Annotated in this window: 23 protein-coding genes and 1 pseudogene; 12 read left to right on the forward strand and 12 right to left on the reverse strand. The window is 66.3% G+C overall.

The window, feature by feature from the left end:
- Nucleotides 1–50 precede the first annotated feature (50 nt).
- Nucleotides 51–647 carry a phosphoribosylanthranilate isomerase gene (locus tag AC6CH3_RS11310; RefSeq protein WP_498132526.1) on the forward strand — a complete coding sequence of 199 codons (597 nt, stop codon included), beginning with the start codon at nt 51–53 and terminating at the stop codon, nt 645–647.
- A gap of 63 nt (nt 648–710) precedes the next feature.
- The gene (locus tag AC6CH3_RS11315) at nt 711–1,112 is read left to right on the forward strand and encodes a YccF domain-containing protein (protein WP_498132527.1); all 402 of its coding nucleotides are present in this window, start codon (nt 711–713) and stop codon (nt 1,110–1,112) included.
- Between the two features lie 3 nt (nt 1,113–1,115).
- Here the strand turns inward: AC6CH3_RS11315 and AC6CH3_RS11320 are convergent.
- The 4 genes and pseudogenes from AC6CH3_RS11320 to AC6CH3_RS11335 form a co-directional block, all read right to left on the reverse strand.
- A pseudogene (locus tag AC6CH3_RS11320) lies at nt 1,116–1,996 on the reverse strand (DUF4031 domain-containing protein).
- A gap of 47 nt (nt 1,997–2,043) precedes the next feature.
- Nucleotides 2,044–3,120 carry a hypothetical protein gene (locus AC6CH3_RS11325; protein ID WP_498132528.1) on the reverse strand — a complete coding sequence of 359 codons (1,077 nt, stop codon included), beginning with the start codon at nt 3,118–3,120 and terminating at the stop codon, nt 2,044–2,046.
- A 72-nt stretch (nt 3,121–3,192) separates the two neighbouring features.
- A complete protein-coding gene (locus tag AC6CH3_RS11330; RefSeq protein WP_498132529.1) occupies nt 3,193–4,191 on the reverse strand; it encodes a glycosyltransferase in 999 nt (332 codons plus the stop codon).
- Between the two features lies 1 nt (nt 4,192).
- Complete coding sequence (locus AC6CH3_RS11335) at nt 4,193–4,987, reverse strand: glycosyltransferase family 2 protein (protein WP_498132530.1); 795 nt, start codon at nt 4,985–4,987, stop codon at nt 4,193–4,195.
- 306 nt (nt 4,988–5,293) lie between these two features.
- Here AC6CH3_RS11335 and AC6CH3_RS11340 point away from each other — a divergent pair, with 306 nt between their 5' ends.
- From AC6CH3_RS11340 to AC6CH3_RS11365, 6 genes are all read left to right on the forward strand, one after another.
- Entirely contained in the window at nt 5,294–6,178 is an 885-nt protein-coding gene (locus AC6CH3_RS11340; protein ID WP_498132531.1) for a family 16 glycosylhydrolase, read from the forward strand.
- 79 nt (nt 6,179–6,257) lie between these two features.
- Nucleotides 6,258–6,668, forward strand: coding sequence for a TOBE domain-containing protein (locus AC6CH3_RS11345; protein WP_498132561.1), 411 nt, complete (start codon nt 6,258–6,260; stop codon nt 6,666–6,668).
- Nucleotides 6,665–7,489: a molybdate ABC transporter substrate-binding protein gene (modA, locus tag AC6CH3_RS11350; RefSeq protein ID WP_498132532.1), complete on the forward strand. Its 825-nt coding sequence runs from the start codon at nt 6,665–6,667 to the stop codon at nt 7,487–7,489. The genes AC6CH3_RS11345 and modA overlap by 4 nt, the downstream gene beginning before the upstream one ends.
- A gap of 26 nt (nt 7,490–7,515) precedes the next feature.
- On the forward strand, nt 7,516–8,394 hold the full coding sequence (locus tag AC6CH3_RS11355) for an ABC transporter permease (protein WP_498132533.1): 879 nt from the start codon (nt 7,516–7,518) through the stop codon (nt 8,392–8,394).
- Nucleotides 8,391–9,509 carry a sulfate/molybdate ABC transporter ATP-binding protein gene (locus tag AC6CH3_RS11360; RefSeq protein WP_498132534.1) on the forward strand — a complete coding sequence of 373 codons (1,119 nt, stop codon included), beginning with the start codon at nt 8,391–8,393 and terminating at the stop codon, nt 9,507–9,509. Before AC6CH3_RS11355 ends, AC6CH3_RS11360 begins: the two co-directional genes overlap by 4 nt.
- Before the next feature lie 61 nt (nt 9,510–9,570).
- On the forward strand, nt 9,571–10,353 hold the full coding sequence (locus AC6CH3_RS11365) for a S1 family peptidase (RefSeq protein WP_498132535.1): 783 nt from the start codon (nt 9,571–9,573) through the stop codon (nt 10,351–10,353).
- A gap of 21 nt (nt 10,354–10,374) precedes the next feature.
- Here the strand turns inward: AC6CH3_RS11365 and AC6CH3_RS11370 are convergent, their stop codons facing one another.
- Entirely contained in the window at nt 10,375–10,710 is a 336-nt protein-coding gene (locus AC6CH3_RS11370) for a hypothetical protein (protein ID WP_498132536.1), read from the reverse strand.
- A gap of 226 nt (nt 10,711–10,936) precedes the next feature.
- On the opposite strand from AC6CH3_RS11370, the gene clpB reads away from it, so the two are divergent.
- Nucleotides 10,937–13,594: an ATP-dependent chaperone ClpB gene (clpB, locus tag AC6CH3_RS11375; protein ID WP_498132537.1), complete on the forward strand. Its 2,658-nt coding sequence runs from the start codon at nt 10,937–10,939 to the stop codon at nt 13,592–13,594.
- A 25-nt stretch (nt 13,595–13,619) separates the two neighbouring features.
- Here clpB and AC6CH3_RS11380 read toward each other — a convergent pair whose 3' ends face one another.
- Nucleotides 13,620–14,135 carry a septum formation family protein gene (locus tag AC6CH3_RS11380; RefSeq protein ID WP_498132538.1) on the reverse strand — a complete coding sequence of 172 codons (516 nt, stop codon included), beginning with the start codon at nt 14,133–14,135 and terminating at the stop codon, nt 13,620–13,622.
- Nucleotides 14,136–14,697: 562 nt separating this feature from the next.
- Here AC6CH3_RS11380 and AC6CH3_RS11385 point away from each other — a divergent pair.
- Both AC6CH3_RS11385 and AC6CH3_RS11390 read left to right on the forward strand, forming a co-directional pair.
- The gene (locus AC6CH3_RS11385) at nt 14,698–14,931 is read left to right on the forward strand and encodes a DUF3073 domain-containing protein (RefSeq protein WP_205652002.1); all 234 of its coding nucleotides are present in this window, start codon (nt 14,698–14,700) and stop codon (nt 14,929–14,931) included.
- Between the two features lie 295 nt (nt 14,932–15,226).
- Entirely contained in the window at nt 15,227–16,054 is an 828-nt protein-coding gene (locus tag AC6CH3_RS11390; RefSeq protein ID WP_498132539.1) for a VOC family protein, read from the forward strand.
- A gap of 5 nt (nt 16,055–16,059) precedes the next feature.
- Here the strand turns inward: AC6CH3_RS11390 and purM are convergent, their stop codons facing one another.
- The 6 genes from purM to uraD are packed head-to-tail and all read right to left on the reverse strand — an operon-like array spanning nt 16,060 to nt 21,154.
- On the reverse strand, nt 16,060–17,253 hold the full coding sequence (purM, locus tag AC6CH3_RS11395; RefSeq protein ID WP_498132540.1) for a phosphoribosylformylglycinamidine cyclo-ligase: 1,194 nt from the start codon (nt 17,251–17,253) through the stop codon (nt 16,060–16,062).
- Complete coding sequence (gene purF, locus AC6CH3_RS11400) at nt 17,250–18,950, reverse strand: amidophosphoribosyltransferase (protein ID WP_498132541.1); 1,701 nt, start codon at nt 18,948–18,950, stop codon at nt 17,250–17,252. The genes purM and purF overlap by 4 nt, the downstream gene beginning before the upstream one ends.
- Before the next feature lie 47 nt (nt 18,951–18,997).
- Nucleotides 18,998–19,426 (reverse strand): hypothetical protein, encoded by a 429-nt coding sequence (locus AC6CH3_RS11405; RefSeq protein ID WP_498132542.1) that lies wholly within the window; start codon nt 19,424–19,426, stop codon nt 18,998–19,000.
- Between the two features lie 27 nt (nt 19,427–19,453).
- The gene (locus AC6CH3_RS11410; protein ID WP_498132543.1) at nt 19,454–20,311 is read right to left on the reverse strand and encodes a fumarylacetoacetate hydrolase family protein; all 858 of its coding nucleotides are present in this window, start codon (nt 20,309–20,311) and stop codon (nt 19,454–19,456) included.
- A 10-nt stretch (nt 20,312–20,321) separates the two neighbouring features.
- Nucleotides 20,322–20,660, reverse strand: coding sequence for a hydroxyisourate hydrolase (uraH, locus tag AC6CH3_RS11415; protein ID WP_498132544.1), 339 nt, complete (start codon nt 20,658–20,660; stop codon nt 20,322–20,324).
- Nucleotides 20,657–21,154, reverse strand: a complete 498-nt coding sequence (gene uraD, locus AC6CH3_RS11420; RefSeq protein ID WP_498132545.1) for a 2-oxo-4-hydroxy-4-carboxy-5-ureidoimidazoline decarboxylase — start codon at nt 21,152–21,154, stop codon at nt 20,657–20,659. The genes uraH and uraD overlap by 4 nt, the downstream gene beginning before the upstream one ends.
- A 571-nt stretch (nt 21,155–21,725) precedes the next feature.
- On the opposite strand from uraD, the gene AC6CH3_RS11425 reads away from it, so the two are divergent.
- Nucleotides 21,726–23,003, forward strand: a complete 1,278-nt coding sequence (locus tag AC6CH3_RS11425) for a glycosyltransferase family 2 protein (protein ID WP_498132546.1) — start codon at nt 21,726–21,728, stop codon at nt 23,001–23,003.
- Nucleotides 23,004–23,009 lie beyond the last annotated feature (6 nt).

Below are 23,009 nucleotides of genomic sequence, written 5' to 3' on the forward strand. Positions count from 1 at the left end.
GCGCAGGATGACTTCGTTCGTCGGAGACACATCAACCCTAGGAGCCGTGAATGTTCGTCAAAGTGTGCGGGCTGAGTACGCCTGAATCGATCCGCGAGGCGGTGGATGCCGGAGCCGACGCCGTGGGCTTCATACTGACGGCCAGCCCCCGGGTGGTCTCCCCGGCGCAGGTCACCCAGTTGCTCAGGAGCGTTCCCGACGGCGTCGCCGCCGTCGGCGTTTTCCGCCACGAGCCGGCCGCGGACGCTGTGGCGATAGCCCGCGCGGCGGGCCTGGAGTGGATTCAGCTGCACGGCGCCCGCACCCCGGACGACGTCAAAACCGCGCACGACGCCGGCATGAAAGTCATCCGGGCCGTCACCAAGGGCGCCGCACCGGACGACTTCGCGAACTGGGGCGAAGAGTTGCTGCTCGTTGACGCCGCCGTCCCCGGGTCGGGGGAGAGCTGGGACTACGGCTCCATGCGCGCCAAGGGCCTCGAAGGACGCAACTGGATCCTCGCCGGAGGGCTGGACGCCGGAAACGTTGCAGAGGCGGCGCTTGCTGCCGGCGCCTGGGGTGTCGACGTCTCCTCCGGAGTGGAGCAGTCCCGGGGCGTCAAGGATCTGGCGAAGATCCGTGCCTTCGTGGCGGCCGCGAAAGCCTGATTCAGGGTTAATTCAGGGCATGCCCCGAGGCGCCCGCCGGCCTCCAGACCGCAGAATGGACAGATGAAGACACTCCTCAACATCATTTGGCTCGTTTTCGGCGGCCTCTGGCTGGCTATCGGTTATTTCGTCGCCGGCGTGGTCTGCTGCCTGCTGATCGTCACCATCCCCTGGGGCATTGCCTCGTTCCGGATCGCCTCCTACACGCTCTGGCCGTTCGGCCGGATGGTGGTGGACAAGCCGGGCGGAAACGGAGTGTTCGCACTGTTGGGAAATGTGATCTGGCTCCTCGTGGCCGGCATTTGGATCGCCGTCGGGCACGTGGTCACCGCCATCGCCATGGCCGTGACCATCGTCGGCATCCCGCTGGCCATCGCCAACCTGAAGCTCATTCCGGTCTCGCTCATGCCGTTGGGCAAGCAGATCGTTCCTACCAGTGCGCCCTTCGTGACCAGCTACCGCTGATGTTCATTGCCCAGCCGCCTCCAGCTCGCCCGTGAGGTTCCGCCGGGCAGCGTCCAGCCACAGTTTCCGGCCACGTTCCGTATTGAACAGTGGATCGAGTTCCAGCAGGTGGCGGACGACGGCGGCCCTTCCGGCCGCGAAATCGGCGTCCCCGATGTGCGTGTAATCCTTCCGGACGGCGGCCACATACCGTGAGTACGGCTCAGGTTCGCCGCCGAGTACGGACAGGTCAGCATCGAGAGGAGGGCGCCGTCGTCGTCCCCCGGTGCCGGCCGGTGGTCGGAGGTCAGCCTGACCAGGCGGGCCACCTCGTCGATTTCGTGCGCGGGAAGGCCGGCCTCGGAAAGCCGGGCTTCGGCGAGCCGTGCCGACTCTTCCTCATCCTCGCCGGCGAGGCCGCGGTAGACGGCGTCGTGGAACCAGGCCGCGAGCAGCACAGTGCGCGGCGGCTCGGCGGGTTCCGTGAGCAGATCCAGTGCCTCGAGAACCGCCAGCAGATGGGTGCAGCCGTGGTACTCGCGGTGGCTTTCGCTCCAGCGGTCCAATAGGTCCAGGAAGAGGGCGTCGTGGCCGGGCATCACCGTGTTCCACCGGTTCAGCAGCGGCAGTTTCAGCGACTTGGTGCGCTCGCGGGCCGGAATCCGCAGTCCGCTCGCAATGAGTTTGCGGACCAGGATCCGGGCTTCCACGGGAATGGCACCCGCGGCCACCAGCGAGTCGTAGCGGCGTTCCGGGACATCGTAGTGGTCGCCGTCGAAGGCCCGGTCCGGTATCCCCGCCGCCGCAGCGAAGGCGTGCAGCTCCGCCAGGGACGTGTCAGAGATCAGGTGGGAAAAGTGCGTTTCGTGTGCAGGCCAAAGAGGCGGATCAAGGTAGATGGCCATGGAGCAAAGTCTAGTCTTCGGTGCGCACACCCACGTTTAGCAGCACGTCACTCTTCCAGCTTGGAATTGACGAGCCCGGCGACGTACTCCGATGTCTGCCCCCCGGGCCAGAATGCGGGCACGCGCAGCAGGAAGCACGGGACTTCGGACAAGGCCCGGCGGGCCACGGCGGCTTTTTGTCCGAAGTGGTCCTCGAGCGGGACGAGCCCAGTGGCGCCCAGCGCTTCGATCAGCCGCCGCGACGCCGCGGGCAGCCCGGTGTGGAAGTTGCCCACAACCCGCGACGTCATCCACTCTGCGCTTCGCGGTTCCAGCCGCGCATCGCGGCCGTCAAAGCGCTCAAGGAAGATGGCCAGCCGGGTCAGTGCGGCCGACGAAATCCGGCCTGGGCCGAATATCTGCTCCGGGGCTACCGTCCGGGGCGACCAGCTGCGGGCAAAAGCCCTGCCCGCGGGGTACCGCTCCAGCATCGGCTGCGCTGATGCCGCCAGCTTTGCTGCGGATCTGGCCAGCCATTCCGGTGCGGGCGGCTGGGGAAGCAGATTCAGCCCGCCGGCGTGCCTGGTTCCTTCCGGCGGGCCGTGCGGCATCGGCTTCGCGTATCCCAGGAGCATTCCGTCAGCATCCAGGAAGGACCAGTCATCGGCCATGAAGCGCACGCCGGGCTGTGCAGCGAGTCTGGTGACAGTGCCGGGCTCCAACGCGCCCGAAGCCGGCAGCAGGACTCCCGAACCGCGGTACTCCACCGCTGCAGCGTGGATCATCGCCACATTGGCCCTGATGCACAGACTGTCCAGCAGGGGTATGAGCGCAGACAGCAGCTCGCCGCGTCCCTGGATCACGTAACCGTGCCGGTTTGCCACGATCTGGACCTCGTGCTGGACCTCGTGCGCGGGCAGATAGAGCGAATCTTCCGTGAACCGGTGCCCGTCCGCATGGGACTGCTCCGGAACGGGGGTTACGGTCCCGCTGAAGCGGAGTTTCAGCGGAGACCGCGACCCACCACGGAACGGCGCCAGCACGTTGTGTAACTCGGACCCGCCCGGCGTGCCGGAGTCCACTTCAATGCCCACGAGACCGTGGACGTCAAAACTCGCTCCGGTCGACGCGTCTGAGTCCTTCATTACGTCCTTTTTCGGCTCGCCGGCCGGGGCGTCTCGACGCCCCGGCACTGCTAACGGAGGTCACGGCAGCTATCAGCTGACTTCCCGCCAACTGCCGTCCGCGGCGTCCTGCCCGGGTTCCGCGCCAAGCGGCTCACCGGGAAACCTGCGGCCCTGGACGTATCCGAAGGTGGTGACGGCGAGCACCGCAACAACCGTCGCAGCACGGCGCAGTCCGTCTTTGTCCTTGCCGACGAGCCAGTCCTTGACTCCCAGGAACACGGCGCGGGGAAGCACCCTTCGGACGTAGCGGCGTTCCGGCCCGAGAGCCCTCTTGTGTCCCACGACCTTGCTCACCTGGGCCTTGGAAATCCCTTCGGACCAGGCGCGGCTCAACATGTATTTCAAGGACCCGCGGGCGGCCGGGACGAAATGCCGCACCACGGCATCGGGCTCGTAGACGATCCGGGAGCCGGGGGAGCCGATGACGGCCCGGATGCAGATTTCGGTCTCTTCGCATCCGAGGGGCAACGTATCCTGGCGGCCGAGGGCCGTGTTGAATCCGCCCACGCCGGTCAGCACCTCTGAGCGGAACGACATGTTCGCCCCGATGACGTTGCGCACCTCCGCGGCGACTTTGGGCAGCCCCCTGTGGCTGCACCCGACAATCCAGTCAAGCTCCGGGGCAAAGTAGCCTGGACGCCCGGCCTCCCAGTCGGGATCAACCCGGCCGCCCACGGCCAACACATCAGGATCGTCATACATGGCGGTCATGCGCTCGAGCCAGTCGGGTGCGGCCTGGGCGTCGTCGTCGAGGAAGGCGACGATGCCGGTGGTCGCCGCGCTGACACCCGTGTTCCGGGCCCCGGACAGGCCCTTTGCCCTGGTGTTTTCGACGATCACCACATCAGACACCGTAAAGATGAGCCGCTTGTAGAGGTCGCTGTTGTAGTCGACGACGACGATCGTCTGCCGAGGGGGGACCGTTTGGGTGCGAACGGATTCCACCGCCGCCATCAGCATGTCCCACCGGTCCTCGGTGTAGGAGCAGATCACGACTGAAACGTCAGGGACGTCGAAATACCGGGACATCTCAGTCACCTGCCGTGGCGCCGAGGACCGTACGGGGGTCCGTGGGGACATGTGGGAAGGCGATACTCGGATACTTGTACTTCACCCGTCTGAGCGCCTCGGGCCGGGCCCCGGCCGTCGGTGCTTCCCACCCGACATACTCCCGGGCCAGGGTTCGCAGCACCCGCCAGCCGTCACGGAACGTGTTGAGATTCGAGTTGCCGGAGATCCTCGAAAGCTCACGGCTGGGAACCTCGGCAATGCGGAGCCCTGCACGCGAAGCCCGTACGATCAGCTCCGTCTCGATTTCAAAACCGTCAGACTCCAGCTCAAGGACCTGGAGGCATTCGCGGCGCATGGCGATGTAGCCGTAGCACAGGTCCGAATAATCGCTGCGGAGCACCATGTTGGCCAGGCCGGTCAGCGCCCGATTGCCGGCGCTGCGCAGCAACGTAATATCATCCGAGCCGCCGCCCGTGACGTAGCGCGACCCCTTGACGAAGTCGAAATCATGCTGCAGCGGCGACACGAACCAGCCAATCTCGTGCGGGTCCATGCTTCCGTCGGCATCCAGCATGACGATAATGTCGCCTGTGGCCGCGGCCAGTCCTGCGCGGACGGCGACCCCCTTGCCCTTGTTGGGCTCGGCGACCACCACCACGTCGAGGCGAAGGGCCCGAGCGACGTCGACGGTGCTGTCCAGTGAGCGTCCGTCGACGATCACCACCTCGTCCACATACGAGGGCATTCTGCGAAGCACCCAGGGAAGGTTTAGTGCCTCATTCAGCGTGGGAATCACAACACTGACAGAAGGCATGCTTGCGGGGAGCGCAGTTGTAGAGCTCTGTGTTGAAAGGAGTATCGGGACGGTCACTAGCCTCACCACTCAATGGAGTCGTTTGCTTTTGCCTCAGTAGCAGGATTTCCTGGCTGCTAAGCCCAGGACGTAGACCCGGCACTCGCTGCTACTGGAGGCAACTTGCTTGCACTCCCCCTCGTCTAAGTTTCATTTGCTGACTTGTGAAAAGCTTGGAATTAGTTGAAGACATCCTGCGTTTTCGCCGTTTTGTGCACCCCTTTTAGGGCTATTGAGTGTACGGGGCTCCAATGCGAGACTTTCCCCATGTGGATGGCCCGCCGGCGGGGTGTTTCACCGGGCAGTTCATACCGTCCCGGGCTATTCCGGCTGCTTGTTTCCTCGAGCGTCCTGGTGCTGACCGGCTGCAGTGTCGCGGCCATAGAGCGGCCGAAGACGTCCTCGCCGTCGCCGTCCCAAAAGGCCTCCGGCGATCTCCCCGGCTGGAAGCAGGTGTTTTGGGAGGATTTCGACCGGGGGGATGTTCCGATTGGAGAATTCCCGGGGGACGCCTACCGCCCGAAGTGGAGTGCGGGGTACAAGGACGGCACACCGGATACGGCCGGCCAGAAGGGAAAAGATTCGGGGTATTACCCGGGCAAGGTCCTCAGCGTGAAGGACGGTGTGCTGGACTGGTACCTCCACAGTGAAGACGGCGTATCCATGGGGGCGGCACCCAGGCCCAGGTTCCCCAACAAGGCGGAGAACCCGCGGCGGGACAACAGCATGCTGTACGGGAGGTACTCGGTCCGTTTCAAGGCCGATTCCCTCAAGGGCTACAAGCTGGCGTGGCTTCTGTGGCCGAACAGCGACGAATGGCCCAGGGACGGGGAGATCGACTTCCCGGAAGGGGATCTCTCCAATTCACTCCATGGCGCCGTGCACTTCAGGAGTGACGATCCTGCCGACTTCAAAATGTTCGACTCGGACGAGACGTTTACGACGTGGCATGTTGGCACCATGGAGTGGAGCCCCGGGAAGGTGGAGTTTTTCCTTGACGGGCGCTCCATCGGAGTCGCAACCAAGAACATCCCCAAGACCCCCATGCACCTGATCCTGCAGACGGAGTCCTGCCTGCCCAAATGCCCGGATCCCAGCACGGAAGGCCATGTCAAGCTGGACTGGATTGGTGTGTGGACCCGGGCAGAGTAGCTGTTTCTACCTCCTCTTGCTACGCAGATACGGACTTTTAGAGGAAAAATTCCCGCAAAATCGGACTATGCTCGTGGTTATGGCCATGATCCGCGTTTCCGAGGCCGCCCGCTTCCTGGGGGTCAGTGACGACACCATCCGCCGCTGGACTGAGTCCGGCAGCCTGACGCCGCACCGGGATGCGTCCGGGCGGCTGGCCGTGGATGGGCTGGAACTGGCCCAGCTGGCCGGCAAGCAGGCGCATCTTCCGGATGACCCGTCCAGAACAGGCAGTTCGGCTCGCAACCGCTTTGTAGGACTGGTCACCGGCATCACTGCTGACAAGGTCATGGCCCAGGTGGAACTGCAGTGCGGGCCCTTTCGCGTGGTGTCCCTCATGAGCAGCGAAGCTGTCCGCGAACTGGGACTCGAACTGGGATCGGTGGCCACCGCCGTGGTCAAAGCCACTACCGTGATTGTGGAAACGCCCCGGGGGAAGAACGCCTTATGAGGTTCCACAGCGCCCGCGTCGCCGCCCTGCTGGCCGCCTCCACCCTGCTGGTGACGGCTGCGTCCGGCTGTGCCCCGGGCCCGTCAGGGCACTCGGCGGCCAGTGGGACCCCCCAGCGTTCCGGTACCCTGACCGTGTTCGCGGCCGCTTCCCTCAAGGAAACCTTCACCCGGCTCGCCGCTGAATTTGAAAACCGCCATCCCGGCACAAAGGTCAGCCTGAGCTTCGCCGGGTCCTCGGACCTGGCCACGCAGATCTCCCAGGGCGCCCCGGCGGACGTGTTCGCCTCGGCTGACACCCGGAACATGGCACGCCTTTCGGACACCTCGCTCATTCACGGCCAGGCGACGAACTTTGCCACCAACATCCTCGAGATCGCCGTTCCGGCAGGCAATCCGGCGGCGATCTCGTCCTTTGCGGACCTCGCCAGGCGCGGCGTGAGGGTGGTGGTCTGTGCCAGCCAGGTGCCGTGCGGCGCGGCGGCTGAAAATGCCGAAAGGGAAACGGGCACGGCGCTCGCGCCTGTGAGCGAGGAATCATCGGTTGCCGATGTCCTCGGCAAGGTCACATCGGGCGAGGCGGACGCTGGCCTGGTCTACACCACGGATGTGAAGAGCGCCGGCGGCAAGGTCGAAGGCATCCCGTTCCCCGAGGCCGGCAAGGCCGTGACCACCTACCCGATTGCGGTGCTCGAAGGCAGCCGGAACACGGGGTTGGCGGCGGAGTTCATCGCCCTGGTTGCCGGCACTGAGGGGCGGAAAACACTGCAGGGCGCGGGTTTCGGTGTCCCCGCCGCCCCGGATCGAAGAGCGGGCCAATGAAGAGCGGCCCAATGAGAACCGGGCCAATGAGAACCGGTCAGCGGCAGACACACGGCGCCTACACCGGCATTCCGTCCTGGATTTACCTCATCGCTGCCGTAGGCGGACTGCTCGTACTGCTCCCGCTCGCCGCCATGGCTGGCAGGGTCAACTGGGCCCAGTTCATTCCGCTGGTGACATCCGAATCATCGCTTACCGCCCTCGGTCTGAGCCTGCGGACATCCGCCGCCAGCACGGTTCTGTGCATCGTGCTCGGCATTCCGCTGGCTTTGGTGCTGGCCAGGGGCAGCTTTCCGGGGCAGAGGCTGCTCCGGTCCTTCGTGCTGCTGCCGCTGGTTCTCCCGCCGGTCGTGGGTGGCATCGCCCTCCTTTACACGTTCGGCAGGCAGGGGCTGCTGGGCCGGAGCCTGGAGGTCCTGGGAATCCAGATCGCCTTCTCCACTGCTGCAGTGATCCTTGCCCAGACGTTCGTGGCGCTGCCGTTCCTCGTGGTGAGCCTGGAGGGCACACTACGGACGGCCGGCGGGCGCTACGAGGCCGTGGCAGCAACACTCGGGGCACGTCCCGGCACAGTTCTGCGCCGGGTGACGCTGCCCCTGGTCCTGCCGGGTCTCGCCTCCGGAGCCGTGCTGTCGTTCGCACGAAGCCTCGGTGAGTTCGGCGCCACACTCACTTTCGCGGGCAGCCTGCAGGGTGTCACCCGCACGTTGCCGCTGGAGATTTACCTCCAACGCGAAACCGACGCCGACGCCGCCGTCGCGCTTTCCCTCGTTTTAGTGGCCGTGGCGGTAACCGTGGTGGCGGTGTCCTACCACGGCCCGCGGCGGCCGCCCGCCGGACCCTTCGGGTCCGGAAATGAAGGGCGTACGACGGCGGTGCCGGGCCGGGGCGGGGGCAGGCGGTGAGCTTCCGGCTGAAAGCCGCGGTGGCGGCGCGCGGCTTTGACGTGGACCTGACAGTAGGCCCCGGGGAGACGGTGGCAATCATGGGCCCCAATGGTGCAGGAAAATCCACCCTGCTGGCCGTCATCGCCGGGCTGCTGCACCCGGACTCGGGCAGGGCTGACCTGGATGGCAGGATTCTGTTCAACCTTGGCTCCGGCCGGCCGACATGGACGGCGCCGCATCACCGCGGCACCGCCCTGCTGGCCCAGGAGCCACTCCTTTTCCCGCATCTGACGGCCCTGGAGAACGTGGCGTTCGGCCCCCGAAGCCGGGGTGAATCCCGGCATGCCGCGCGGGAGACGGCGCGTCACTGGCTCGAGGCCGTGGACGCTGGCGGCCTGGCTGGGCGGAAGCCAGCCGAACTTTCCGGCGGGCAGGCCCAGCGCGTGGCGGTAGCCCGGGCACTGGCCGCCGATCCCGGGCTGCTGCTGCTCGATGAACCCATGGCCGCCCTGGATGTCCACGCCGCCCCGCTGCTGCGCAGGCTTCTCAAGCGCGTACTCGCCGGGAGGCGGGCCATCATCATTACCCACGACGCCCTGGACGCGCTGATGCTCGCAGGCCGAGTGATCGTCCTCGAGGGCGGCAGGATCATCGAGTCCGGTCCCACGCGCGAGGTTCTGCAGCGGCCGCGGAGCAGGTTCGTGGCGGGCCTGGCCGGCCTCAACCTGATGCCCGGTACGCTGACGGAACATGGCCTCAGGACCGCCGCCGGGCAGGACATCGCCGGGCAGCAGGATTCCCTCCCCGACACAGGAACGGCTCAAGCCGCGGGGGCAGCCGTGGAAGAATGGTCTGGTTTGGATGCCGGAGCCGCTGCTCCGGGCCAGGCAGGCGTGGCGGTGTTCCCGCCGTCGGCCGTTTCGGTTTTCCTGACCGAAGCGCACGGCAGCCCCCGGAATTCCTTTCCGGTCACGATCACGGACCTGGAGCCGCACGGCGACCAGATCCGCGTCCGGGCGGGGGATCTCTCCGCGGACGTCACACCCGCTGCCTCAGCAGATCTGGGGCTCACGCCCGGAATGGCCGTGTTCTTCGTGATCAAGGCCGGGGCGGTGTCCATCTACCCGGCATGAGCGGGCATGCCTAAGGAATGACCATGGCCGACCGTCCGGCCTCTTGCGAAGGAGAGAGTTCTTGAAGACCGCCAAAGCCCTGGCCGCAGTTGCCGCTGCCGCCGCACTGCTGGCACCCCTGCCCGCCGCCGCAGCCCCCACGGGTGAAAGGCACGCCGGCGCCGAGGAGGGCAGCGGAGGCGGGACCATGAACCGGAAGGTCGCCGGAGGGAGCCCGACATCCATTTTCGCGGCTCCTGCGGCGGCCCAGATCTCGTTCGATGCCACCGGCACCGACGTTCGCTGCGCGGGAAGCCAGATCTCCGCCAGCTGGGTCATCACGGCCAAGCACTGCGACTCACCGAGCCTCAGGTCGGTCCGCCTCGGCAGCACATATCTGGAGGCTCACGGGGCTGTCCGGACAGTGGCTGCGCGCTACGCCTCACCCATGGGTGACCTTCTGCTCCTCAAGCTGTCCACACCCTATGCGGGGGCCCACGTGGGCCTTTCCTCTTCCGTGCCCGCCCCCGGTACAGCGGCCAAGGTCTATGGCTGGGGCTACCAGGCCGAGGGATCCGGCAGCATGTCATACTTCCTGAAGACTGCCGATGTCACCGTCACCGGACCCGGATCGGACACCTACGGCGGAGCATCCGTCCGCACCAAGTCACAGTCGGGGCACCCCATCGGCGGGGACTCCGGTGGTCCGCTGATGGTGGACGGCAGGCTGGCGGGTGTTCTCTCCGAATCCAGCGTTCTGCCCGGCGGGAATCCCTCGGACTACTCGCAGTACTACAGCGACCACGCGTCCATTGCCCGGAACCTCGGCTGGATCACAGGGACCATCGGCGTCACAGGTTTCTGACGCGGCTACATCCCGCCAGAGCTACATCCCCGGCAGATCCAGGGCTTCGTAGACCTGGATGTTGGCCCCGGGCATCATGAGGTGCGGGTGCCCTTCGAGCAGGGCGAGGGCGCCGTCCGCATCCTCAGCCTGGAGGATTCCGTACCCGGCAACGTTCGTGCTGGTGTCGGACGTGCCGGCGGCGCTGACCTCCTTGCCCGCGCCCAGCGGATTGCCCATGTCCACGATCCCGTCGCCTGCGCGCTGTGCCCATTCCATCCACGCCTTCATGCCCTCCTGGGCGGCCTCCGGCGTGCTTTCTGCCATCTGCGCTTGTGCCGACTGGGGGGCGTTGTAAAGAACAACAAACTTCTTCATGATGGCTCCTCGGTTCACGTATGCGATTAACGGTCGTCGCAGGTCACAGGTCGATCCTAGGGGGATTCGGGCGGCAGGGATACAGTTCAAGAGCGATGGTTTTCCCGAAGTTCACCTGCCCTGAGAGGCCGTTTCGCTGTGGGCAAACGGAGGCTCCAGGGGTGCCCTCAGCAAAGTTGAGCGTAGTAGACTCAACTTAGAAATCACATCCCGGAAGGAGCTCTCTTTGGACGTCAAATTCACCACCAAGAGCCAGGAGGCTCTTTCGGCGGCAGCAATGAATGCCTCGACGGCGGGGAATCCGCAAGTGGAACCGGCGCACCTGCTGAAGGCGCTGATGGATCAGCGCGAGGGCGTCGCCGTCGCACTTCTCCGCGCCACCGGCGCGGACCCGGACACCGTCAGCGTTCAGGCGAGCACCGCCATCAAGGCGCTGCCCGCCACTTCGGGAAGCTCGGTCCAGCAGGCCCAGTTGTCCCGGCCTGCCCTGCAGGCAATTCAAAATGCGCAGAACGAGGCCGACAAGCTGGGGGACACCTTCGTCTCCACCGAACACCTGCTGCTGGGCCTCTCGGCAGGCAGTGACGGCGTGGGAAGGCTGCTGCGGGACGCCGGCGCCTCCCACGAGGCGCTGGCGGCGGCGCTGCCGGGCGTCCGGGGCGATCGAAAAGTCGATTCGCCCGATCCCGAGAACACCTTCCAGGCCCTGGAAAAGTTCGGCACTGACCTCACTGCCGTCGCACGCTCGGGCAAGCTCGATCCGGTCATTGGCCGCGACAGCGAGATCCGCCGCATCATCCAGGTGCTCAGCCGGAGGACCAAGAACAATCCTGTGCTGATCGGTGAGCCGGGCGTCGGCAAGACGGCCGTCGTCGAGGGCCTGGCCCAGCGGATCGTCGCCGGCGACGTGCCGGAGAGCCTGCGCGGCAAGACCCTGATCGCCCTTGATCTCGCATCCATGGTGGCCGGCGCGAAGTACCGCGGCGAGTTTGAGGAGCGCCTCAAGGCTGTCCTTGAGGAGATCAAGAACTCCGAAGGCCGGATCGTCACGTTCATTGATGAGTTGCACACGGTGGTGGGTGCAGGGGCCACCGGGGAAAGCGCCATGGACGCCGGCAACATGCTCAAGCCCATGCTGGCCCGGGGGGAGCTGCGGCTGATCGGTGCCACCACCCTGGACGAATACCGCGAGAACATCGAAAAGGACCCGGCCCTCGAGCGGCGCTTCCAGCAGGTATACGTGGGAGAGCCCAGCGTGGACGACACCATCGGCATCCTCCGCGGCCTCAAGGAGCGGTACGAGGCCCACCACAAGGTGGCTATCGCGGACTCCGCGCTGGTGGCGGCCGCGACGCTGTCCAACCGCTACATCTCCGGCCGGCAGCTGCCGGACAAGGCGATCGACCTCGTGGATGAGGCTGCATCCCGGTTGCGCATGGAGATCGACTCCGCCCCGGAGGAGATCGACCAGCTGCGCCGCGCCGTTGACAGGCTCACCATGGAGGAGCTTGCCCTGCAGGGCGAAACGGACGCCGCCTCGGTGGAGCGCCTCGCTGCCCTGCGGGCTGACATGGCGGACAAGAAAGAGCAGCTGGCAGCCCTTAACGCCCGCTGGGAGGCCGAGAAAGCCGGCCTCAACCGCGTCGGGGACCTGAAGGCCAAACTGGACGAGCTGCGGTCCACGGCGGACAAGGCGCAGCGTGAGGGTGACCTGGAAACCGCCTCCCGGATCCTGTACGGCGAAATCCCGGCCCTGGAGCGTGAACTGAACGCCGCCGCGGAGGCCGAGGCCGCCGTCGCTGACAAGTCCGCCCTGATGGTGGCGGAGGAAGTCACAGCCAACGACATTGCCGAGGTCATCTCGGCGTGGACCGGCATCCCTGCCGGACGCATGCTGCAGGGCGAAAGCCAGAAGCTGCTGCACATGGAAGAGGAACTTGGCCGGCGCCTGATCGGCCAGTCCAAGGCGGTACAGGTTGTGTCCGACGCCGTGCGGCGTGCCCGTGCCGGCATCAGCGACCCGAACCGGCCCACCGGCTCCTTCCTGTTCCTCGGTCCCACCGGTGTGGGTAAGACAGAGCTGGCCAAGGCCCTGGCGGAGTTCCTTTTCGACGACGAACGCGCCATGGTGCGGATTGACATGTCCGAATACGGCGAGAAGCACTCCGTGGCCCGGCTTGTCGGCGCACCTCCTGGCTACGTGGGCTATGAGGAGGGCGGCCAGCTGACCGAGGCCGTCCGCCGCCGCCCCTACTCGGTGGTGCTGCTGGACGAGGTGGAAAAGGCCCACCCGGAGGTCTTCGACATCCTCCTTCAGGTGCTCGACGACGGCCGGCTCACTGACGGCCAGGGCCGCACCGTGGACTTCCGCAACGTGATCCTGGTGCTGACGTCCAACCTCGGAAGCCAGTTCCTGGTGGACCCCACCCTGGATGCGCAGGCGAAGCGCACAGCCGTGATGGCCACCGTGAACGCGTCCTTCAAGCCGGAGTTTTTGAACCGCCTGGATGAAGTAGTGCTGTTCGACGCCCTGACCGTGGAGGAACTGGCCCGGATCGTGGAGCTGCAGGTGGCAGAGCTTTCCAGCCGCCTGCACGAGCGGCGGCTCTCGCTCGAAGTGACCGACGGCGCCCGCGCCTGGCTGGCCATGTCCGGCTTCGATTCGGCTTACGGAGCGCGCCCGCTGCGCCGCCTCGTCCAGCGTGAGATCGGCGACCGGCTGGCCAAGGCGATCCTCGCCGGGGAGATCTCCGACGGCGACACGGTGCTCGTGGATACAGCGGCCGACGTCAACGAGCTCACCATGGAGGCGCTGGAGGCCGTGGGAATGCCCGACGGCGGTGCTCTCGCCGGAAGCGGGCTCTCGGTGCGCCGGAAGGGCTAAGGGGTTACCGCTGCTTGGGGTCGTCTCAGGGGAGCAGGCTGGTCTTGATGATGTTCCCCGAAGCGGAAGTGATGTAGCAATCCACCCGGCGGTCGCCCTGCCGCCAGCTGTCGGGGCTGGGATAGGCGAGTTGGTACGTCAGCACATAGGCGTTGGTCTTGCTGCTCAGCTTCGCAGCCTGGCATGCCTCCCGCCCCTTTGCCTTCATTTCCTTGGCGCCCGGGAAAGAGTCCCCGGCCGGGTAACGGTGGATGGCCACAAGTTGGGCGGAATGCCCCGACGTGCAGGCCACTACAGTAGCGTCGGCCGCTGAGGCGTCAAAGTCCTTGAAGCAGTCCCCAACCCTGAAGTCCAGGGGGCTGACACCTTTCACGGGAAGGCTGGGGCGCGGCGTTGCCGGGGGCGGGGGAGAGGACGCTGGTGCTGCAGCCGGGCCGGGCTCGCCGACGGCTTGGAGCGTGGCGCCGGCCAGCAGCGAACCGAGGATCCACACGAGCATGCCGGCCACCGCCAGCAACGCGACCAGGAAGCCCGCTTTCATAAGGTTTTGCTGCAGACCGGGCCCAAGCTCCTCGAAGGCATTCGTCCCGGGTACTGAGGGACCGTCCTGCGGCTCGGAAACCGGCGGATCAGACAGAGGAGGGTCAGAAACCGGAGGGTCAGGCTGGGCAGTCCGCGGCGGGACGACGGGGGGCGGCGGGATGGGCCGAGGCCCGGCGCCGGGGACTGGATTGCCTTCATTCACTCGCTCGGCACCCCTTCCATGCGGTTGCGCGGCCTCGGACCAGCTTCCTCCACCGACTGCTGGAGGGGTCTCCGGCGCTGGCCGGCTTGCTGTGCTGCCGGTTTTCCGGCGCTGCCCAGCGCAGGTTTCCCTGACCGGCCTATTTCTCTCGTTCAGGAGACTCTATCGAAATTTTTCTCTCCGACCCCATGATTGCCGCGGTTGTGGCCCCGCCGCCGGCCCGGCCGATGCGCCGGTGGCGAGCAGTTGCCGCCGAAAGCATGTAATCTAGGGATACGACAAATTGACCAATCATTCCGGGGCCTCACCGATCGCCAAGGTGACCACCTCCGGTCCAAGTACAAAAGGGGGTCACGCCATGGGGCGCGGCCGTCAAAAGGCAAAAGCTACCAAGCAGGCTCGGGACATCAAGTACTACTCCCCGAACACTGACTATTCGGCCCTTCAGCGTGAGCTCACGGGTCCGGGAAGTCGTGCCACGAGCCATTTCGCGAATGAACCGGTCGAACCGGACTATTCAGCCTACGTGGATAAGTACGCGGACGATTTGGAAGACGACGACGACGAGGTAGACACCCGTCGGATCGGTTAGTCGTACAGCCGGAACCTGCCGTAAGGCTTTCGGCTGCACGCGGCGTCGTACACTCCAGTTCGGCGTCACCTACCGTCGTTATATTCCGGCACCCTTCGTTTCAGAGAGAGTTCTCTTTCACGAGAGCTCTCCCTAAAGCGAGCGCCGCCACCAGTTAACAGGCCCGTCGGGCATGCCAGCCATTGGCGTGCCCGGCGGGTTTTTTGCTGCCCGGACGCTGGGACTCGAACACCGGGACGTCAACACCGGGACTCCACTAGGCTGTTAGGGGTTTCGTCCGGCGAAGGGATTAGGCATGGTTCAGCGAAGCGGGTACGCCCATGGGGAAGTGTGCTGGGCGGACGTCCAGACGCCGGACGTTGGGGCCGCCAAGTCGTTTTATGCCGCGGTGTTCGGGTGGCGCTTTGAGGACCTGCCCACGCCGGACGGGCGCAGCTACTCGAAGGCCTTCGTTGACGACGACCTCGTCGCGGTTGTGGCGCCGCAGAATCCCGCCCAGCAGGCATCAGGCACCCCGGCGCAGTGGAACGTGTACTTCTCCGCGGACGACGCCCAGGCAGTGGCCGAGGAGGCACCGCACGCGGGAGGTACGGTGCAGTTTGGGCCCGAAGACGTAGGGGACACCGGCGTCATGGTGTTCCTGGAGCCGCCCGGCGGCGGTGCCACCGGTGTGTGGCAGTCCGGAACGCATCGAGGCAGCGGGCGGCACAATGAACCGGGTGCCTTCGCCTGGGCGGAACTCCTGACGCCCGAGCCCCGGGCAGCCGTCGGATTTTTCCAGCAGATTTTCGGTCACGAGGTGACCGAGTATCCCCAGGACGACGGCGGAACGTACACCACGCTGATCGTCCGCGGCTCGGAGGTTGCCGGCATAGCCCCCGTCCCCGAGAACGGGGAGGAGGCGGGTAACAGGGATGCTGAGCCGGCTGCAGACGACGCCGAGGCCCGTGCCCGGCGTGGCTGGCAGGTCTACTTTGGGGTATCCAGCGTCAAGGAAGCCGTGCTCGCTGCAGTGACGGCGGGGGCCGAAGTGCTCGTGGAGCCCGAATTCGTGGAGGACGCCGGAAGCATCGCCACGCTGAAGGACCCGCAGGGCGGGGTCTTCAGCGTCCTGGAGGTTTAGAGGATTTACGCGTAGGTGTTGACCATGCGGACGGCACCGCCGTCCACTCCCTTGGCGCCCTGGACGTAGTCCGGGCCGGTCTTGAGGATGGAATCGGAGTCGGCGCTGACGGTGCCCATGATCCAGGACGGCAGTCCGCGCTCGTTGAGGCGGGCCACGGCGGCGTCGGCGGCGTCTGCAGAGACGATCGCCACCATGCCCACACCCAGGTTGAGCGTGCGCTCGAGATCAGCCAGCGGTACGCGGCCGAGCTCGGACACCAGCTTGAAGATGGCCGGCAACTCCCAGGTGGCACGGTCCACGGTGGCTACCAGGCCCTGGGGCAGAACCCGGGCCAGGTTGGCTGCGAGGCCCCCGCCGGTGACGTGGCTGAAGCCGTGCACGGCCTTGCCGCCTGTGGCAGAGCCTGCGGCCACCGGGAAAGTCCGGGCCAGGTCCAGGCAGTCAGCAGCGTACACGCGCGTGGGTTCCAGCAGCTCCTCGCCCAGGGTGCGGCCGAGCTCGGACACCTGCCGGTCCAGGGCCCAGCCGGCGTGGTTGATGACGCGGCGGACCAGCGAGTAGCCGTTGGAGTGGAGGCCGGAGGACGCCATGCCGATCACCACATCGCCCGCACGGACGCGGTCCGGGCCCAGCAGGGCATCGGCCTCGACAACGCCGGTGGCGGCACCGGCGACGTCGTATTCGTGCTCGCCCAGCAGGCCCGGGTGCTCGGCCGTTTCGCCGCCCACCAGGGCGGTGCCGGCCACGGAGCAGGCAGCCGCGATGCCGCGGACGATGTCCGCGATGCGCTCGGGGACCACCTTGCCGCAGGCGATGTAGTCCGTCATGTACAGCGGCTCGGCGCCCACCACGACGATGTCGTCAACCACCATGCCCACGAGGTCGAAACCGATGGTGTCGTGGATGTCCATGGCCTGGGCGATGGCCACCTTGGTGCCGACGCCGTCCGTGGACGTGGCCAGCAGCGGACGCTTGTAGGTCAGGAGTTTCGAAACATCGTACAGGCCTGCGAAACCGCCGACGCCGCCGATTACCGATGCGTTGTGCGTCGCCTTGACGGCATCCTTCATGAGTTCGACGGCGCGGTCTCCCGCTTCGACGTCGACGCCTGCGGAGGCATACGTGATGCCGGCGCTGTTCTGTGCCAAGCCGTTCTGGGCAGCGTTCATGTCAGCAGTGGGGGAGGCGGAAGTCATACGGACTCTTTCTTGTCAGCGCCGACGGGGGCAGCGTCGTGGTGGACTTCAGGCACGAGGTCGGCCTCGGTCAGCAGGTTCTCAAATTCGGAATCCGGCCCCGGGTCGCATCCAGTTGCGCCGGGCTTCTCGGCCGGGTCTTCCGTGACGGTGATGCTGTCCGGGTTACCGGGGACCGCTGCGGCCGCGGCGGGAGCAGTGGTGCCGGCCGCATCCCCAGGGAGGCCGCCGAGGTCCGTGCGCTCGAGCAGGTTCTTGCCCAGCTTGTCCGAGCCCGGGAGCTCGATGGGGTACTTGCCGGTGAAGCACGCGGTGCACAGGCGCTCCCGGGGCTGCTGCGTGGCGCCGATCATGCCGTCCTCGGAGATGTAGGCCAGGGAATCGGCGCCGATGGCCTGCGAGATTTCCTCGATGGTGGCGCCGTTGGCGATCAGTTCCGCGCGGGAAGCGAAGTCGATGCCGTAGAAGCAGGGCCACTGGACGGGCGGGGAGGAGATCTTCACGTGCACGGCGGCGGCGCCGGCTTCGCGGAGCATCCGGACGATGGCGCGCTGCGTGTTGCCGCGGACGATCGAGTCGTCGACCACCACCACGCGCTTGCCGCGGATGACGGATTCCAGGGCGTTGAGCTTGAGCCGGATGCCCAGCTGCCGGAGGGTCTGGGATGGCTGGATGAAGGTGCGGCCCACATAGGAGTTCTTGACGAAGCCATGGGCGAACGGGATGCCGGATTCCTCAGCGTAGCCCACGGCGGCGGGGGTGCCGGACTCGGGCACCGGGATGACGATGTCCGCGGTCTGGGTGTTCTCGCGGGCGAGCTGCCGGCCCATCTCCACACGGGACTCGTAGACCGAGCGTCCGGCGATCGCAGCGTCGGGGCGCGCCAGGTAAACGTACTCGAACACGCAGCCGGCCGGCGTCGGCTCGGCGAAGCGCTGGGACCGTACGCCCTGCTCGTCGATGGCGATGAATTCGCCCGGTTCGATCTCGCGGATGAAGCTGGCGCCCACGGTGGCCAGGGCCGACTGCTCGGAGGCGACCACCCAGCCGCGCTCCAGCCTGCCCAGGCACAAGGGACGGATGCCGAACGTGTCCCGGGCGGCATACAGGGTGCCCTCGTCCATGAAGACGAAACAGAACCCGCCGCGGATCTTGGGGAGCAGCTCCATGGCGGTCTGTTCGAGGGTCTTGCCCTCTTCGCCTTCGAGCAGTGCCGTTACCAGGGCGGTGTCCGAGGTATTGCCCTGCTTCATTTCGCCGCTGAGCTGGCCGCCGTTGCGCTCAGTGATCATGGCGTTGAGCTCGGCAGTGTTGGTCAGGTTGCCATTGTGGGCCAGGGCGACCGTGCCCGTGGCCGTGGCGCCAAGCGTGGGCTGGGCGTTGGCCCAGTGGCTGGCGCCGGTGGTGGAGTACCGGCAGTGGCCGACGGCGAGGTGCCCCGTCAGGGTGTTCAGGGTGGTCTCGTCAAAGACCTGGGATACCAGGCCCATGTCCTTGTAGACGTTGATCCGCTTGCCGTCACTGGTGGCTATGCCAGCCGACTCCTGACCGCGGTGCTGCAATGCATACAGCCCGTAGTAGGTGAGTTTTGCTACTTCTTCGCCTGGTGCCCAGACCCCGAAGACGCCGCATGCGTCCTGAGGGCCCTTTTCGCCAGGGAGAAGATCATGAGAAAGTTTTCCATCGCCGCGTGCCACTGGTCGATTATCTCACGTCATCAGGTAAGGAACTTCCGGCGGCCCGTTTATGACCGGAGGCCCGGCTCGTTGCCGTTGTCCTGCCGGTGCCCGGGAGCAGGGTCCCCGCCGGCGCCCGGCCCGGGCTGTTCCGCGTCAGGGAGCGGCTGCTCTTCGGTCTCGGGGACGGCCTCGACGACGGCGTGCCGCGCCCGCCGGACGCTCAGCCGGTCCAGGACCAGTGCCGCAATTGCGCCGAGGATCACACCGCCGGCCCCGCACAGGACCATGAAGAAGCCGAAGACAGTGCCGGGGTCGTAAGTGTTGTTGCCTGGCAGCGCATAGGCGATGACCGCCGCCACTGCGATGCCCACGAGCCCGCCCAGAATCAGGAACGGGACGTACTTGGGTGCGCGGCGTACGGTGATCTCGCGTCGTTCAGGGTTCTCGCGCCGTTCAGCGTTCTCGCGCCGTTCAGGGGTGGGTTCAGAGGACATGCCATCTAGCCTACTGTCAGGGCAGTGTCAGACCAGAACCGGAGCGTCCACGAGCCGCTGCCGCTGTTCGCCGAGCACCTCCCCGCCGGACATGCGCATGACGTCCCCGCTCTTGAGGTACGGGTAGCGGCCCGAGAGCGCCACACCGGCCGGCGTGCCGGTGGTGATCAGGTCGCCCGGTTCGAGCACCATGTACTGGGACAGCCGGCGGACAAGTTCTGCTGCGCCGAAAATCATGTCCTGCGTTGAACTTTTCTGCCGTGGTTCGTCGTTGACCCAGGATGCGAGGTCGATGCTGCCGGCGTCCGCCGAGGAGGCCGGAATCAGCCACGGACCCAGCGGGTTGAACGTGGGGCAGGATTTGCCCAGCGACCATTGCGGCCCGGAATGCTCCAGCTGGTATTCCCGCTCGGAGACGTCGTTGGACAGCACGTACCCCGCAATGCAGGCTGCGGCAGCGGCGTCCGACCCGAGGTAGCCGGCGCGCCGGCCGATCACCACCCCGAGCTCCACCTCCCAGTCTACGCGCTGGGCGCCCGGCGGGATCACGACATCATCGTTGGGCCCCACCACGGTGTTGGGGTGCTTGAAGAAGATGATGGGCCGCTCCGGGGCGGGGAGGCCCGACTCGTCGGCATGCGCGGCGTAGTTCAGTCCTACGCCGATCACCGCGCCCGGACGGGCGATGGGTGCCCCGATCCGCTTCCCCTCGACGGAGACGAGGGGAAGGCCAGTCAGGTCGAGGTCGTCCAGCTGGTGGGCCCAGGTTTCCAGGAAGGCACCGTCGATGTCGGCGGTGACGGGCCTTAGGTCATGCGCCTTGCCCTCGTCGTCGATGATGACCGGGATCTCGTTCCCGGCCGTGCCAATGCGCATCAGCCGCATGCTTGTCCTTTCAGCTTCCGCGGTAGGTGGAGTAGGCGAACGGGCTCAGCAGCAGCGGCACGTGGTAGTGCTCGGGGCCGGTCACCTCGAAGACGAGGTCCACCTCGGGAAAAAATGTGGCCGTGCCGCGTCCGGCGTAGTAATCGCCCGTGGCGAAGTTAAGCCGGTAATTGCCCGGAGCCAGTTCCTCGGGGCCGAGGTCCTTCGCGCGGCCGTCCGCATCGGTGGTGCCGCTCGCCAGCTGTGTCCAGCGGCCGCCGTCGTTCGCGTAAAGAACGACGGCGACCCCCGCCGCCGGGCGTCCGGCGCCGGTGTCCAGAATGTGGGTGGTGACGTGGGAAACACTCATTCGCTGATCACTCCTTCGAGACGCAGCAGCGCGATCTCGCGCAGTTGCTGTGCCACAATGACGTCTTCTTGGGCGGGGGTGTTGGCCAGGCGCTCGTGCAGCGCCGCCAGGATTTCCGGTGCCGTGCGGCCGGCGGCGCGGATCAGGAAAACGCGGCCGAACTTCTCCTCATACGCCCGGTTTCCGACGGCCAGTGCCTCCGTGACCGCCGCGTCCGCGGGGTCGACGCCGGCCTGTTCCGAACGGGACATCGACGCCTCCGTGGTTGCCGCCGTCGGGCGTTCACCGATCCGTGGGTGGTGCCCCAAGGCGGCCTCAACCTCGTCCGGTGTGAACGGCGAGGCGGCGTCGCGGGCGAAGCCGAGCAGCGCGTCGCTGGAGGCGAAGGGGCGGGCATCGGCGATCTGGTCCACCCAGCGTTGGACGTCGACGCAGGGCCGGAGCACGGCGCTGGCGGCCGCGCGGTCCGCCTCATTGAATTCGGCAAGCTTCATGCTTGATGTTCCCTCTGCAGGTGCTGGCATCCATGGTGACGGCTATGCGGCATGCCGGGCCTTCTCCCGGCGAGACCGGAACTCCATTCACTTGATTCACTGGTCCGGCCTTCCGCATCATGGAACTGTTATTTCAGCATACGTAATAGTGAAGCGGAAAAGCGCCGGGGATGTCAAGAACATCCGCTCCTATTAGTACTTACCCGCGCATTGCTCCCAACCAAGTAGTGAGAGCCGATTCGCGCTTCGAAAAACAGGTATCGCCTACTGGTGACACTAAGTGGGCCCAATCATAGGCTTTTAGCCCACAAGGCCTAACCGTGACGCACGGAATATCGTCGCCGCGATACACGCCTTATAGTGCCGCAAGTTGCCGTCGGTTTCCTCCGATCAGTGGATTCCGCCAGCGTCATCAGAAGTCGCTACCTTTCATGAAGCGGTGAGGCCCCGTGTCCAGACCCAGAGCAGTTCCAGCTCCGTATGCAGGGCCCGCGGGCCAGGCAAGACCTTCGCGGAGCAGCGTATGCTCGGCGTGGCGGGCATGGACGTGAGCGACCCAAAGGCGGCCCCCGTGCATCGCGAAGAGGGGCACGAGCACCTTGTCCTGGAACTGCCGCGCGCGATGGAGAGCCCCGTCCTCCCCGACTGGTCCGGAGCCCGATGGATTGGCGCCGTGGACCTGACATCACTTAATGGGCACAAGAGCCTCAAGCTGCAGGATTCCCAGGGATACGAGCGAGCCCGGCTGCTGGTGCGCGAGGGCTCATCCCTGCGGGGATTCGTCGATGTTGAAGCGCCCGATGGCGTCCTGGACCGGGCAGTCCTGGATTCCGCAACGGCTGCGCTGCCCGAGGCTGAGCCGGTTTCCGCCGCGGTGGCGGCCCCCTTTATTACCGTGGTCATTTGCACGAGGGACCGGGCCGGCGTGCTGCGCGGCGCCCTTGAGGCATTACTGCGCCTCGACTACCCGGACTACGACATCCTGGTGGTCGACAATGCGGCGCGAACCACCGAGACCAGAGACATGGTGCGGGAGGAGTTCCAGCATCCCCGCATAAGCCTGATCGAGGAGCCCGTCCCGGGACTGTCCCAGGCGCGCAACACCGGACTCAAGCACGCCCGGGGCGACATCGTCGCTTTTACGGACGACGACGTCGTCGTGGACCCCGCCTGGCTGCGGGAAATCGCGGCCGGCTTCGAACGGGCTCCGGGCACAGCATGCGTCACCGGGCTTGTGCCGGCAGGTGAGGTGCGTTCGCGCGCTCAAGGCTACTTCGACTACCGGGTGAGCTGGTCCAAGAGCATCACACCGAAGGTGTACTCCCTTGCCGACCCTCCTGCTGACCTTCCGAACTTTCCCTTCTGCGTGGGCGCTTACGGCACAGGAGCCAACTTCGCACTAAACCGCCGCGCGGCGCTCAACCTGGGCGGATTCGACACCGCCCTGGGCGCCGGGACCAGGACAGGGGGAGGCGAAGACATTGACATGTTCACCCGGGTGATTCTCGCGGGCCATTCCTTAGTGGTCCATCCCTCAGCAGTAGTCTGGCACCGTCACCGCGACGGCCTGGAGGAACTGCAGGCCCAGGCGCGGAGCTACGGCAGCGGATTGGGCGCCTGGCTCACGAAGATCCTTCTGAATCCCCGTACTGCCCGGCTCGCTTTGGCACGGACGCCGCATGCGGTCCGCCAACTGCTGGCCAACGCCCGGCATCACTCCGTGGAACCGACGGCCGGCGGAACGGGAGCCTTCGATCCTTGGGATCCGCAGCTTGCCAAGGTCCTGCGGCTGGAGCTGCTTTCGGTCGCCCGGGGACCCCTGAATTACCTGCTGCAGCGCCGTTCATGACGTGAG

This window comes from Arthrobacter sp. GQ119, from assembly GCF_059759125.1.

Bases quoted from the DNA above. Each gene is read 5' to 3' on its own strand.
- AC6CH3_RS11310 (WP_498132526.1), top strand. From the start codon at position 51: ATGTTCGTCAAAGTGTGCGGGCTGAGTACGCCTGAATCGATCCGCGAG.
- AC6CH3_RS11315 (WP_498132527.1), top strand. From the start codon at position 711: ATGAAGACACTCCTCAACATCATTTGGCTCGTTTTCGGCGGCCTCTGG.
- AC6CH3_RS11325 (WP_498132528.1), bottom strand. From the start codon at position 3,120: ATGAAGGACTCAGACGCGTCGACCGGAGCGAGTTTTGACGTCCACGGT.
- AC6CH3_RS11330 (WP_498132529.1), bottom strand. From the start codon at position 4,191: ATGTCCCGGTATTTCGACGTCCCTGACGTTTCAGTCGTGATCTGCTCC.
- AC6CH3_RS11335 (WP_498132530.1), bottom strand. From the start codon at position 4,987: ATGCCTTCTGTCAGTGTTGTGATTCCCACGCTGAATGAGGCACTAAAC.
- AC6CH3_RS11340 (WP_498132531.1), top strand. From the start codon at position 5,294: ATGTGGATGGCCCGCCGGCGGGGTGTTTCACCGGGCAGTTCATACCGT.
- AC6CH3_RS11345 (WP_498132561.1), top strand. From the start codon at position 6,258: ATGGCCATGATCCGCGTTTCCGAGGCCGCCCGCTTCCTGGGGGTCAGT.
- modA (WP_498132532.1), top strand. From the start codon at position 6,665: ATGAGGTTCCACAGCGCCCGCGTCGCCGCCCTGCTGGCCGCCTCCACC.
- AC6CH3_RS11355 (WP_498132533.1), top strand. From the start codon at position 7,516: ATGAGAACCGGTCAGCGGCAGACACACGGCGCCTACACCGGCATTCCG.
- AC6CH3_RS11370 (WP_498132536.1), bottom strand. From the start codon at position 10,710: ATGAAGAAGTTTGTTGTTCTTTACAACGCCCCCCAGTCGGCACAAGCG.
- AC6CH3_RS11380 (WP_498132538.1), bottom strand. From the start codon at position 14,135: ATGAAAGCGGGCTTCCTGGTCGCGTTGCTGGCGGTGGCCGGCATGCTC.
- AC6CH3_RS11385 (WP_205652002.1), top strand. From the start codon at position 14,698: ATGGGGCGCGGCCGTCAAAAGGCAAAAGCTACCAAGCAGGCTCGGGAC.
- AC6CH3_RS11390 (WP_498132539.1), top strand. From the start codon at position 15,227: ATGGTTCAGCGAAGCGGGTACGCCCATGGGGAAGTGTGCTGGGCGGAC.
- purM (WP_498132540.1), bottom strand. From the start codon at position 17,253: ATGACTTCCGCCTCCCCCACTGCTGACATGAACGCTGCCCAGAACGGC.
- AC6CH3_RS11405 (WP_498132542.1), bottom strand. From the start codon at position 19,426: ATGTCCTCTGAACCCACCCCTGAACGGCGCGAGAACGCTGAACGGCGC.
- AC6CH3_RS11410 (WP_498132543.1), bottom strand. From the start codon at position 20,311: ATGCGGCTGATGCGCATTGGCACGGCCGGGAACGAGATCCCGGTCATC.
- uraH (WP_498132544.1), bottom strand. From the start codon at position 20,660: ATGAGTGTTTCCCACGTCACCACCCACATTCTGGACACCGGCGCCGGA.
- uraD (WP_498132545.1), bottom strand. From the start codon at position 21,154: ATGAAGCTTGCCGAATTCAATGAGGCGGACCGCGCGGCCGCCAGCGCC.